The organism is Kutzneria sp. 744 (genome assembly GCF_000568255.1).
Taxonomy (GTDB): domain Bacteria; phylum Actinomycetota; class Actinomycetes; order Mycobacteriales; family Pseudonocardiaceae; genus Kutzneria.
The window spans coordinates 2,947,224-2,958,222 of the sequence record NZ_KK037166.1 but is presented as its reverse complement, the minus strand read 5'-3'; the positions used below and the strand labels follow the sequence as shown (position 1 = coordinate 2,958,222).

Annotated in this window: 16 protein-coding genes; 7 read left to right on the top strand and 9 right to left on the bottom strand. The window is 70.1% G+C overall.

The features are described from left to right. From KUTG_RS56260 to KUTG_RS13090, 4 genes are all read left to right on the top strand, one after another. Positions 1-1,257: GH25 family lysozyme (locus tag KUTG_RS56260; protein ID WP_084579273.1), on the top strand; the 1,257-nt coding region annotated here is incomplete at its 5' end. An 11-nt stretch (positions 1,258-1,268) separates the two neighbouring features. Further along, positions 1,269-1,646 carry a hypothetical protein gene (locus KUTG_RS13100; RefSeq protein WP_043717080.1) on the top strand — a complete coding sequence of 126 codons (378 nt, stop codon included), beginning with the start codon at positions 1,269-1,271 and terminating at the stop codon, positions 1,644-1,646. Positions 1,647-1,662: 16 nt separating this feature from the next. Further along, positions 1,663-2,061 carry a hypothetical protein gene (locus KUTG_RS13095; RefSeq protein WP_043717079.1) on the top strand — a complete coding sequence of 133 codons (399 nt, stop codon included), beginning with the start codon at positions 1,663-1,665 and terminating at the stop codon, positions 2,059-2,061. 24 nt (positions 2,062-2,085) lie between these two features. Further along, positions 2,086-2,826, top strand: coding sequence for a D-Ala-D-Ala carboxypeptidase family metallohydrolase (locus tag KUTG_RS13090; RefSeq protein WP_043717077.1), 741 nt, complete (start codon positions 2,086-2,088; stop codon positions 2,824-2,826). Between the two features lie 98 nt (positions 2,827-2,924). Here KUTG_RS13090 and KUTG_RS13085 read toward each other — a convergent pair whose 3' ends face one another. Further along, positions 2,925-3,896: a helix-turn-helix domain-containing protein gene (locus tag KUTG_RS13085; RefSeq protein WP_043717076.1), complete on the bottom strand. Its 972-nt coding sequence runs from the start codon at positions 3,894-3,896 to the stop codon at positions 2,925-2,927. A gap of 264 nt (positions 3,897-4,160) precedes the next feature. On the opposite strand from KUTG_RS13085, the gene KUTG_RS13080 reads away from it, so the two are divergent. Next, positions 4,161-4,880 carry an alpha/beta hydrolase family protein gene (locus KUTG_RS13080; RefSeq protein ID WP_043717075.1) on the top strand — a complete coding sequence of 240 codons (720 nt, stop codon included), beginning with the start codon at positions 4,161-4,163 and terminating at the stop codon, positions 4,878-4,880. 19 nt (positions 4,881-4,899) lie between these two features. Here KUTG_RS13080 and KUTG_RS55320 read toward each other — a convergent pair whose 3' ends face one another. From KUTG_RS55320 to KUTG_RS13040, 8 genes are all read right to left on the bottom strand, one after another. Then, a complete protein-coding gene (locus tag KUTG_RS55320) occupies positions 4,900-5,820 on the bottom strand; it encodes a DinB family protein (RefSeq protein ID WP_063753514.1) in 921 nt (306 codons plus the stop codon). A 111-nt stretch (positions 5,821-5,931) separates the two neighbouring features. Continuing rightward, positions 5,932-6,417, bottom strand: coding sequence for a hypothetical protein (locus KUTG_RS13070; RefSeq protein ID WP_198047138.1), 486 nt, complete (start codon positions 6,415-6,417; stop codon positions 5,932-5,934). After that, positions 6,414-7,541, bottom strand: coding sequence for an aminotransferase class I/II-fold pyridoxal phosphate-dependent enzyme (locus tag KUTG_RS13065; protein WP_043717074.1), 1,128 nt, complete (start codon positions 7,539-7,541; stop codon positions 6,414-6,416). Before KUTG_RS13065 ends, KUTG_RS13070 begins: the two co-directional genes overlap by 4 nt. Further along, entirely contained in the window at positions 7,525-8,148 is a 624-nt protein-coding gene (locus KUTG_RS13060; protein ID WP_043729180.1) for a helix-turn-helix transcriptional regulator, read from the bottom strand. The genes KUTG_RS13065 and KUTG_RS13060 overlap by 17 nt, the downstream gene beginning before the upstream one ends. Before the next feature lie 57 nt (positions 8,149-8,205). Beyond that, a complete protein-coding gene (locus KUTG_RS13055; protein ID WP_043717072.1) occupies positions 8,206-8,625 on the bottom strand; it encodes an Hsp20/alpha crystallin family protein in 420 nt (139 codons plus the stop codon). 161 nt (positions 8,626-8,786) lie between these two features. Continuing rightward, on the bottom strand, positions 8,787-9,236 hold the full coding sequence (locus tag KUTG_RS13050) for a hypothetical protein (protein ID WP_043717069.1): 450 nt from the start codon (positions 9,234-9,236) through the stop codon (positions 8,787-8,789). Positions 9,237-9,274: 38 nt separating this feature from the next. Further along, complete coding sequence (locus KUTG_RS13045; RefSeq protein WP_043717067.1) at positions 9,275-9,556, bottom strand: hypothetical protein; 282 nt, start codon at positions 9,554-9,556, stop codon at positions 9,275-9,277. Beyond that, complete coding sequence (locus tag KUTG_RS13040) at positions 9,553-10,056, bottom strand: hypothetical protein (protein ID WP_043717065.1); 504 nt, start codon at positions 10,054-10,056, stop codon at positions 9,553-9,555. The genes KUTG_RS13045 and KUTG_RS13040 overlap by 4 nt, the downstream gene beginning before the upstream one ends. Before the next feature lie 104 nt (positions 10,057-10,160). Here KUTG_RS13040 and KUTG_RS13035 point away from each other — a divergent pair, with 104 nt between their 5' ends. Then, positions 10,161-10,844 carry a VC0807 family protein gene (locus KUTG_RS13035; RefSeq protein ID WP_052394413.1) on the top strand — a complete coding sequence of 228 codons (684 nt, stop codon included), beginning with the start codon at positions 10,161-10,163 and terminating at the stop codon, positions 10,842-10,844. Then, positions 10,841-10,999, top strand: a 159-nt coding sequence (locus KUTG_RS56255) for an SDR family NAD(P)-dependent oxidoreductase (protein ID WP_157495550.1), incomplete at its 3' end; no start/stop codon positions are given. The genes KUTG_RS13035 and KUTG_RS56255, both read left to right, overlap by 4 nt.

Sequence of the window (10,999 nt, the reverse complement as noted above, 5' to 3'; positions counted from 1 at the left end):
TTCGCACCGGCTGCCGTCGCCGTCTGCGGGCACAGCAGCACACAGCCCTCGCTCAAGCAGGGCGCGACCGGCACCGAGGTGCAGGAAGCCCAGTGCGAGCTCAACCTCGCCACCAAGGCGAGCCGCTACACGCCGATCGGCGCCGACGGCACCTTCGGGCCGGCCACCGACGCCCGTGTGCGGGTGTTCCAGCAGTGCGCCGGCCTCGGCGTTGACGGCGTCGTCGGCCCCAACACGTGGGCGGCGCTGAACACCTGGGCCGCGCACCCGCGCCGCTGTGCCACCACAGGCACGTCCACGGCGGCCCAGACCGTCGTGTGCGGGTACAGCACCGCGCAGCCGACCCTCAAGCAGGGCGCGACCGGCGCGGACGTCAAAGAGGCGCAGTGCCGGCTGAACCTGGCCATGGAGCCCGGGCACTACGCGCCGCTGGCGATCGACGGCAACTTCGGCGGCGGCACGCAGGACCGGGTCGGGGACTTCCAGCGCTGCAACAACCTCAGCGCCGACGGCGTGCTCGGGCCCAACACGTGGGCCAAGCTCGTCGACTGGTCCAGCCGCAACGCCTACTGCGCGCCGCCCAAGCCCGCGGGTTACGCCGTCGACGGCATCGACACCGCCAAGTACCAGCACCCCGGCGGCGCGGCCATCAACTGGGCGGCCGTGCGCGCCTCCGGCGTCGAGTTCGCCACGGTCAAGGCCACGCGCGGCACCAACGTCACCGACGAGTACCTGGCCACCGACCTGCCGGCCGCGCACAACGCGGGCCTCGACGTCGCGCCGTACCACTACTACACCGCCAGCGCGGCCAACACCGGCGGCGCGCAGGCCGACCGCTTCATCGCCGCCGTCCGCGCCACCGGCTACACCGGCAAGCGCCCCGGCGACCTGCCGCCGGTGTTCGACTTCGAGCGCGCGGACGACGGCACCGGCAACTGCCCGGCCTTCGGCACCGTGGCCGACGCCAAGGCCTGGCTCGACAAGGTGCAGGCCGCTTTCGGTCGCACGCCGATCATCTACACGCAGAAGTCCGTGATCGACGACTGCTACGGCGGCACCACGGCGTTCAGCGGCTACCCCATGCAGCTCGCCGACTACCGCCGCTCCATCACCGCGCCGCCGCTGCCCGCCGGCTCCTCCACGTGGCTGATGTGGCAGTACACCGACGCCGCGATCCCGGACGGTGTGCCCGCCCCGGCCACCGGCGACGTCTTCAACGGCACCCAGGCGGACCTCGACCACCTGGCCAACAAGTGAGGAGACCGGCCGTGCGGCTCGACGTCTTGACCCTGAGCGCCGTCCTGGCCGCGACGACCGCCGTGGCCACGCCCACGGTCGCCGCCGCCACCACCACCTGCTACGGCGGCGCGATCACCAAGCACTACGGCGACGGCGCCTTCTTCGGCCCCTACAGCGCCTCCAGCCGCTGCACGGACGTCAACCTGCGGCTGACCGCCGGCACCAGCGACTACGTGAACGCCTGCGTGGTGTTCATCGACCACACCAGCCAGTGCAACCGGTGGACCAGGGTGCCGAATGGCTCCTGGCACACCATCGCCACCGACGTGCTCGACGGCACGCACTTCGAGGTGCTCGTCGGCGTGCCGTTGGAGGGCGACGACGCGACCGTCCAGATCGCCTTCTAGGAACGGAGTCTCCGCCATGATCCGCAGACTGCTGCCGGCGCTGTTCGGCCTGCCGGTCCTGCTCGGGCTCACCGTGATGCCGGCGCCGGCCCAGGCGGCGACCAGCTGTTACGGCGGCGCGATCTCGCTGACCTACCACTACTCGGCCGCGGCCGTGGAGTACGGGACGTACACCACCTCGTCCCGCTGCAAGGACATCAACATGCGGCTCACCACCGACAACGGCACGTTCCTCGACGCCTGCGTCGTGTTCGTGGACCACACCACGCTGTGCAACAACGACAACGCCTACCAGACCATGGGCCCGCCGTGGCTGACGGTCGCCACCGACGTCAAGGACGGCACCCACTTCAAGCTGCGCGTGCACGCCTACGACATCGACTCGCAGCTGGTGCACTTCCAGCTGGCCTTCTGACCGGGTTTCCGAAAGGGATAGACGATGAACCTCTCCATGAGCCGCCGGGCGATGCTGCGCGGGGCGCTGGTCGCCGGCGCCGGCGCGGTGCTCGCGCCGACCCTGCTGGCCGGCACGGCGCAGGCCTACACCTGGTCGCGCACCCTCAAGCAGGGCATGAACGGCGCCGACGTGACCGAGCTCCAGATCCGCGTGGCCGGCTGGGCCGCGTCCAGCGCCAGCCAGACCCGGGTCAGCGTCGACGGCGACTTCGGCCCGGGCACGGACGCCGCGGTCAAGCGCTTCCAGGCCGCCTACGGGCTGTTGGTCGACGGCGAGGTCGGCGCCAACACGCAGGCCAAGCTCAACTCGCTGGAGCAGTCCGACGGCTCCACCACGCACTTCAACTTCAGCGACTTCACCGACCGCGTCAGCGGCACCTTCAACGGCGGCAAGGTCAGCGCCGCCACGGCCAAGGAGAACGCCCGCCGCTGCATGTACAAGCTGGAGGCGCTGCGCAAGAAGCTGGGCGACAAGCCGATCACCGTGAACTCCGGCTTCCGCTCCATTCAGCACAACGCCGACATCGGTGGGGCGAGCGACAGCATGCACCTGTACGGCACCGCGGCCGACCTGGACGTGCCGGGCGTGGCCAACAAGACCGTGTACGAGAAGGCCGAGACGTGCGGCTTCTCCGGCCTGGAGACGTACAACACCGACCACCAGCACGTGGACAGCCGCGCCGACCTCGGCCGCGCATGGTGGTGGGAGAACGGCACCGTCTGACCGCTTCGCACGGGCAAACGCCACATGTGGACCACAGTCGACTTCCAGCGCCACATGTGCGCCACATGTGACAGAAAAAAACGGGCTGCCGGGCGGCGCTACCTCGATGGGCTGGGGGTCGAGGACAGCGCCGCCTGGCAGGACGGCCAGTCGTGGAAGTCCCGCTTCACGGCCCACAGCTTGTGCGCCGCCTCGATGTTCCACGCCGGGTCGAACGCCTTGAGCGGCGTGCCGTCCTGCTGCTGCAGGCGCATGTCGGAGATCTGGAAGACGCCCCAGTTGCGGCTGCCGTTGGTGTTGGGCAGCACATACAGCGGGTCCAGAAAGGACGCGCAGCGGGCGACGGCCACCGCTGTGTCGGGATCTTCCGTGAAGACCTCGCGGATCTTCTGCTCCACCTGCTGCGGGCTCCACGTGGCCATCGACACCGTGCCGGTGTGCAGCGCCTTCCTGGTGGCGGTGTCCACGACGCCCTTGGCCGGCAGGCCGGCCAGCACCTGGAAGGCCGTGACCTTGCGCAGGGTCTCGGGGCCGAAGTCGCTGTCCACGGAGATTTTGGTGCTGGCCTTGAGGAGCAGCGACTGCACCTCGGCCACGCAGTCGTCGTGCTCGCCCATGCTGATGGTCTGGCAGCCGGTGTCCGACAGGCTTTCCGCGTTGCCCGGCGCCCTCGTCACCCAGACCAGGCCCCCGGCCAGCAGCACCACTGCCGCCGCGGCCACGCCGGCATACCAGGACGTGAGCCATTTTCGGGCTTTCGGGGCGGGCGGTGGCTCCTCGACCTCGGCCAGGTCCATCTCGGCCAGCGGTGGCGGCGCGTCCCGCTCGGTGTCGGCCAGGGCCCACAGCTGGTGCAGCTCGCGCAGTTCCTCCGCGCTGGCGCCGCAAACCTTTGCGAAGGTGTGCACCACGCGGTAGTCGGTCGGCACGCTCAGGCCCGAGCAGTAGCGGTGCAGGCTCGACCCGCTCACCCCGGACTGCTTGCCCAGCCGGTCGAAGCCCCTGCCGCTGCGGTCCTTCAGCATGCGCAGGCACGCGGCGAACTTGTCCGTCTGCGTCGAGGCGATCACGGTCCGACCCCCAGCTGGTCCGCTGATGACAGCACGGAAAGTAGCACCGCAACGGCGTCGCGAACGTGACTTCTTCCCCTTGTCTCCGGTAAATCACTGGGCGTCATCGGGCCGGCCTGCTAACGTCCTGCGCGCCGTGACCCGACCGAGGAGGTGAGACCCGTGACCGTTGTTACGACGTGGGTGCTCCCACTCCCGATCACGGACGGGCCGACGTAGGTGTCGCCGGGAGCGCTCCCCAGCACTCCCGAAAGGCGGCACGCCATGAACTTCACCGCTGAAACCACGTACGACGGCATCCTCGAACGCGAGTTCGCCGTCGGCGACGTCCCCGGTGTCCTGTGGACACCGGACACCGCGTCGGCCGATGTTCCGCTGGTCCTGTTGGGACACGGCGGCGGCCGGGACAAGAAGGCGCCGGCCATGACCGGCCGCGCCCGGATCCTGGTCGACGCGGGCTTCGCCGCCGCGTGCATCGACGCCCCCGGGCACGGCGACCGGCCCCGCACCGCTCACGACGAGCGGGAGATCGCCCTGATGCAGAAGGCGATGGCCACGGGTGAACCCGTTGGGCCGATCGTCGTCCGCTACAACGGCCATCTCGCCGAACAGGCCGTGCCCGAGTGGCAGGCCACCCTCGACGCGCTACAGGACGTGATCCACGGTCCGGTCGGCTACTTCGGCCTGAACATGGGCACGGCCATCGGCGTGCCGTTGACGGCCGTCGACTCCCGCATCACCGCCGCGGCCTTCGGCCTGTTCTGGCCGGACAACCTGGTCGAGACGGCCCGGAAGATCACCGTGCCGATCGAGTACACACTCCAGTGGGACGACGAGCACATCCCGCGTGAGGCCGGTCTCGCGCTGTTCGACGCCTTCGGCTCGACCGTGAAGTCCTTGCACGCCAACACCGGGCGGCACAAGGAGCTGCCACGCTTCGAGGCGGACAGCGCCGTCCGGTTCTTCCTGCGACACCTGATGTAGGCGGTTCCCGACGCCGCGCTCACAACCACCTGAGCGCGGCGTCGGGCGTGTCGTCGGCTCGCTGGTTGAAGGCGATCGCCGCGCTCGGCTGATGCTGGTGCACGAGGTTGACGACGCGTTCGAACAACGGCAGCAGCGGCTCGTGCCTGCGGATGCCGCCACCGACCACCACGCAGGCGTAGTTCTTGCGGCCCAAGGCTTCCACGATCGGCCCCTCGGGATCGTCCTCCGGGTCCACCAGGCACATGTCGGCCTGGATCCCCAGCTCCTCGAACCGGGCGTTGCCGCGGGCGATCGCCTGCTGGACCGGTTCCGGGTCGTAGCCCGGGATCCGGGCCGGGTCGAGCCCGATCACCAGCACCGGCCCCGTGACCTTGTGTGTGTCGGCGGCGGCCTGGATGCCGGCCACGTAATGGTTCCAGTAGTCGGCGCCGCCGAAATCGTCGTGGTCCTTGCCGCCGCGACCGTCGATAATCTCCCGCACGATGTCGGCGTGGCCGGCGTGCTGGGCGGTGTCGGCCAGGACCCGGGTCAGCAGATGGCCCAACGTCGTGGCGCGCTTCTCCTCGGCCCACCAGGACACGGTGGCCGGGGCGTCGAGGCCGAGCCGCTCGATGGACTCGTCGCTGTGTTTCCAGGCCGTGCGGTACAGATCGAGGATCTCGGCCCGGCTCTCGTCGGCCTTGGCCCACATGTCGGCTCCGTCCCAGATCGACCCGTCCTCGACCCAGGGCAGCGTGACCGGCGCCGGTCGGCCGACGCAGTCGCCGAGGTAGCCGAACTCGCCGCCGAGGGCGTGCTTGACCAGCCCGAGCAGGTTGGTGCCGGACGGCGTGAGCGGCCGCCGGACGTCGTACTCGCTGAGGCCGTCCAGCGCGGACACCAGGCGGTCGCGGGCTTCCTGGAGGTAACGGCGCAGATCGGCGGCGATGTCGGTCACGCCGTCGAACCTAGCCCAGAATCTCCCACACCGCCCCGGCAACGGAGGCATCGGTCGCGCCGATGCCGGTGAGGTCAGCGATGGACCGGCGGCCGCGGTGCGTGCCGTCCATCACCGACCCGACGGGTCGATACGCTTGCGGGGAAACGAATCCGGCGCGAACAGCTCCGGCGGCAGCTCGCCCTTGCCGGGCCTGTCGGTGCCGATGCCGGTGATGTGCACAGCCTCACGGAACGCCTGTAGTGGCAAAGGATTCGGTGATGCGGTGGTCGTGACGACGCAGGCGGCGCCGGTCTCATAGTCGGGACGGGCGTCGAGTCCGTGCGCACGAAGTTGTTGACACAGCAGGGCTGCGGCTTCAGGCCGGCGGCCCCAGATGTGCACCTGCCGGATCGGGCGCAGCCGGGCCAGCCAGGTCATCTGAAGCAGGGCTTGTTCACCGGTGCCCATCACCGCGATCTCGTCCACGGCTTCCGGCGTCAAGGCGTGGGTGATCAACGCGCCGGCGGCGTGGGCCAGCAAGGCCGCCTTCACTGCCTCGAACACGACCTCCGGCGCCACCGCGGCGCGGATCTCTTCCGCGGCAACGACCCTCACCGCCGAGCCAGCCAGTCGCCCCAGCGCTCCAGCGCCTCCTCCGGCCCCGTTCGCCCTACGCCGACCCGGAACCGGTCGGTCGGGGTCGCGGTCAGGTCGGAGCGGTAGATGCTCGACGGCAGCAACAGCACGCCCACGTCCTGGACGAGCTCGGCGCACATCGCCTCGGCGCCGTCGGCCCCGAGGTAGCGGGGGAAGCACACGCAGCCGCCCTGCGGCCGTTCCCAGGCGAACAGGTCGGGCCTCTGCGCGAAGAAATCCTCGAACAGCGGGAGATTCGCCGCCACGATGCCTCGGTTGTGGGTCAGCAGCCGGTCCCGTGCCCGCAGGCCGATCAGCGCCAGCACCTCGCTCGGCGCGGAGTTGCAGATCGACGTGTAGTGCTTGGCCCGTTCCAATCGGTCGAGCACACCCCGGTCACGGCAGGCGATCCAGCCGATCCGCAGGCCCGGCAGGCCGTACGCCTTGGACATGACGTTCAACGACAGCGCGGTGGGGGAGAGGTCCGCGGCCTGCGGCAGCGACGGCCGGTCCAGTTCGAGGCCGCGGTACACCTCGTCGCTGAACAGCGTGATGCCCCGCCTCTCACACAGGGCCACCAACCGCCGCCACGCGTCGGGATCCGGCACCGCGCCGGTGGGGTTGTTGGGGAAGTTGACCGAGACCAGCCGCGTGTTGGGCCTGATCGCTGCTTCGACCGCGTCCACATCCAGCGCCCAGTTGTCGTCCTCGCGCAGGGCCACGCCCGTGACCTCGCCGAGCGCCAGCGGAAGCGTCTCCGCCGCCTGGTAGTTCGGCGTGAGCACCACGGCGTGGTCGGTCGGGTCGAGGAGCACCTGCATCGTGAGGTAGATGGCCTCTTCCGCGCCGGCGAAGCAGAGAATGTCCTCGGGCTCCACGTTGTCGTACGTCGTCGCGATCTCCTCGCGCAACGCCGGTAGGCCGCGGGTCTCCGTGTAGCCCAGCGTCAGCGACTCCCAGCGGCGGCGACCGTCGTCGTCGGCCATGGCCAGGAGCTCGGCCATCGGCAGGCTCTGGGCGTCCGATGCCGTGAGGTGGTAGCGGGCGGTGAACTCCCACGCCGAGAAGTAGGTCTCCAGCCGGAAGTCAGGCAGGGTCGGCATCGGCGGGCTCCTTGCGGGTCAGCGCGAGCAGTTGGTAGACGGCCGAGCGGGAGATCCCCATCGCCCGAGCCACCGTGGGCACGGACCGCCGCTGGTCGAAGACGCCGGCGGAATCCAGCTGCGCCACCAGGTCCAGCCGCTGGTCCTTGGACAGCCCGTCGACGGTGGTGGCGTGGTCGCGGACGAACCGCGCCACCGTCTCGTTGAGCCGTTCCGTCCAGTCATGGGCGAACAGCGCCTCGGGCTGGGCGGTCACCGGTGCGGCGAAGGCCGCCAGGATGCGGGCCGCGGCGTCGAACGCGGATCGGTCCACGTTCACGCACAGCACCACGTCCGGGCGGCCTTCGTCGTCGCGGATCACCGCGCTGACACTGGAAAGTCCCCGCCCGTCGGGCAGGGACTTGGGGTACGGGCCGTAGACGTCCGCGCCGGCCGGGGTGAGCTCGTCGAGCTCGCCCAGCAGGGACGGATCGCCCACGGTCCGTTTCGACAGCGGGTTCCAGATGGCGATGACCGAGTCCGTGGCCGGGTCATGCAGCACTACCTCGGCGTGCGGTGAAAGCAGGCGGGCGATCGCCTCGCACACCGGGGCCAGCCGGTCAGCCATCGTGAACACCCTGTGGACAATACATCCGCTGTGGACAAACTGTCCACAGCCTTGTCGTCAGCCCTCGATCTGCGGCGCAGCGCCCGCGGTCACCGCGATCTTGCGGGACTGGGCCTTCTCCACCACCGGCACGCGCAGGGTCAGCACACCCGCGTCGTAGCTGGCCTGGATGCCGTCCCGGTCCAGCGCCTCGCCGAGCACGACCCGCCGGGCGAACGTGCCGGTCGGCCGCTCCGCGACCTGCCAGCGGACCTCGTCGTCCTTGCTCGCCGGCCGCTCGGCCTTGACCGTCAACACATTGCGCTCGACGTTGACGTCGATCGACTCCGGCGCGACGCCCGGCAGGTCGAACGTGACCACGAACTCGTCACCCTTGCGGAACGCGTCCATCGGAATGGCCGCGGCGCGCGTCCGGGTGGCGCCCGTGGAGAACATCAGCCGCTCCAGCTCGCGGAACGGATCCGTGCGCACCAACATGGCGCACCGCCCCTCTCTCGGTCTTCCGGCGACCCCTTGCCGCCGACATACTTGACAACGACCGACTCAAGCTTTTGATTCCCGACCCGCTCAGATTCCTGTCGGGCACAAAAACGCCCGCCTCCCCAGGTCGGGGAAGCGGGCGGCGGGCGGCGCGACCGCTAGGGGTGCTCCTGCCGGCACTTGTCCAGCTTGTCCTGGGCGTCGGCCAGCTGCTTGGTCCTCGTGTCGACGAAGCCCTTCACCGGGGTGTCGTCGGCCTCGGCCGCCTTGACCGCGGCGTCCGCGGTCGCGGCCTTGGCGGTGGCGTCGGCGATCTCCTTGTCGATCCGGGCCATGGTCGCGTCGTCGGCCCCGTTGAACGCCGCGGTGGCCCTCTCCATGCTGGCGTGGGTCAGGGCACTGCGCACGTTCAGGGCCTCGGTCTGCGCGTTGATCGCCTTCTCGGCGGTGTCCAGCTCCTCGGAGTCGGCGAGGTCCTTCATCGACTTGGCCCCGTCCAGATTGCTGCGCTCCTGCAAGCAGGGCGCCGGCTGGGGTGGCAGCAGCGCGCTGCACCCGGTCGTCAGCACCGCCGCGCCCAGCACGACGGCAAACAGCGTCAACCGCATCAGGTTCCCCCCCCCTGAAATCACGTCGAGCGGTCATTCTACGGATATCGGACGCCCGCCCAGCACCACGGTGTGGATCGACCGGGTGGCGGCGATGTCGTCCAGGGGATCGGCGCGCAGCAGGACGAGGTCGGCGGCTCGACCAGGGGCGATGGCGTCGAAGCGGTGGCTTTGGCGTGCAGCACGGCCAGGGTCGGCACGTGCCAGGTGCCGTGATCCAGGAAGACTCGACAGAGCGCGTCGAGCCGTGCGGGATCGCGGGTGGTGGCGGCTCGGTGGTTGAGCCGGGACATGCGGTTGAACATCGCGGCCGGGTTCACTGAGTCCAGTGTGGACAGTGGGCGTCGTCGGCCAGGCACCGGTGTACCGCCGCCGGGCCCTCGTCGGCGTCGGCCACGGCGATCGATCCCGGCCGGGTCGGCCTCGGGCCGTCCACGATGGGGCTGGCGAACACCATCCTCGGCGCGAGCCAATCGCTTGCGCGGAGCCGGTTTCGCCACTGCTGGTGGATCGGCGCGCCGCCCACGTGCCGGATGCCGGTGACGCCCTGCCTGAGGAACTTCGGCAGCGAGGCTTCGTCGAAGGTATGCACGCGCATGTCCCAGAACCCGGGCAGGGCAAGCGATCCCGCGCCGTCGAGCACGTCGGCGTCGGCGGTGATGGCGGCGGCGACCCGCGTCACCAGGCCGTGCTCGATCAGGATGTCCTGGTGGGTGGTCACGGTGCCGTCGGCCGGATCGAGCACGGCGACGTCGGTGACGAGCAGGGGAGTGCCGGCCCGGAATCCGGCCAGTTCGGGAATCGCATGAGACGCTGTCATGCCCTCCCAGAATAACATCCACGATCGGGGGTGGAGCTAGGTACACCCCGGAAACGGCAGCCAGGTACATTCCGCCGGCGCTTGCGCCCCAATAGTTTGGTGGCATGGTCATCGCAGCAGACACCGCCCGGCGGACCGCCGACCCGCGCCGGGCCGTCATCGTCAACCTCGCGTTCAACCTCGTAGCGCCGCTGGCCCTGTTCTACGGACTCCGCGCCGCCGGCGTCGACCAGTGGCTCGCCCTGGTGCTCGGCGCGATCCCGCCGACCGCGCACGCCGTGCACGGCGTGATCGTCCGTCGCAAGATCGACGCCCTGGCCCTGTTCACCCTGTCCATCCTCGGCCTGAGCGTCGTGACCTCCTTCGTCACCGGCAGTCCGCGCTTCCTGCTGGCCAGGGACGGCTGGATGACCGCGATCGCCGGCGTGTGGATCCTCGCCACGTTGTGGCGGACGCCGTTCCTGCAGCAGTTCCTGCTGTCGTTCACCTCGGGGGAGACGCACGAGCGGTTCGTGCTCAGCTGGCGGGACTCGCCGACGTACCGCCATGTTCTGCGCATGGCCACCGTGATGTGGGGCGTCGGCCTGCTGGGCGATTCCGTCGTCCGGGTCGTGCTGGCCTACGGGCTGCCCGTCGACCAGGTGCCGCTGATCAACACCCTGCAGTACTTCGTCGTGTACATCGCGCTGGAGATCGGCACCCGCCTCTACATCCGGCGGAAGTCCGTGGCCGCCAAGGTGTTGGCCGAGTCGGGACAGGTCATGCTGATGAAGGGGAAGAAGAAGTGACCGTAGTCCTGGTGACCGGCGGCGCCAGCGGCATCGGCGCCGCCGTGGCCCGCCGCTTCGCCGCCCGCGGCGCCTCCGTCGTCATCGCCGACCTCAACCCCCTCGGCGCCGACGTCGCCGCTGAGATCGGCGCCCTGTTCGTGCCCACCGACGTG

Bases quoted from the DNA above. Each gene is read 5' to 3' on its own strand.
- KUTG_RS13095 (WP_043717079.1), top strand. From the start codon at position 1,663: ATGATCCGCAGACTGCTGCCGGCGCTGTTCGGCCTGCCGGTCCTGCTC.
- KUTG_RS13090 (WP_043717077.1), top strand. From the start codon at position 2,086: ATGAACCTCTCCATGAGCCGCCGGGCGATGCTGCGCGGGGCGCTGGTC.
- KUTG_RS13080 (WP_043717075.1), top strand. From the start codon at position 4,161: ATGAACTTCACCGCTGAAACCACGTACGACGGCATCCTCGAACGCGAG.
- KUTG_RS13065 (WP_043717074.1), bottom strand. From the start codon at position 7,541: ATGCCGACCCTGCCTGACTTCCGGCTGGAGACCTACTTCTCGGCGTGG.
- KUTG_RS13060 (WP_043729180.1), bottom strand. From the start codon at position 8,148: ATGGCTGACCGGCTGGCCCCGGTGTGCGAGGCGATCGCCCGCCTGCTT.
- KUTG_RS13055 (WP_043717072.1), bottom strand. From the start codon at position 8,625: ATGTTGGTGCGCACGGATCCGTTCCGCGAGCTGGAGCGGCTGATGTTC.
- KUTG_RS13050 (WP_043717069.1), bottom strand. From the start codon at position 9,236: ATGCGGTTGACGCTGTTTGCCGTCGTGCTGGGCGCGGCGGTGCTGACG.
- KUTG_RS13040 (WP_043717065.1), bottom strand. From the start codon at position 10,056: ATGACAGCGTCTCATGCGATTCCCGAACTGGCCGGATTCCGGGCCGGC.
- KUTG_RS13035 (WP_052394413.1), top strand. From the start codon at position 10,161: ATGGTCATCGCAGCAGACACCGCCCGGCGGACCGCCGACCCGCGCCGG.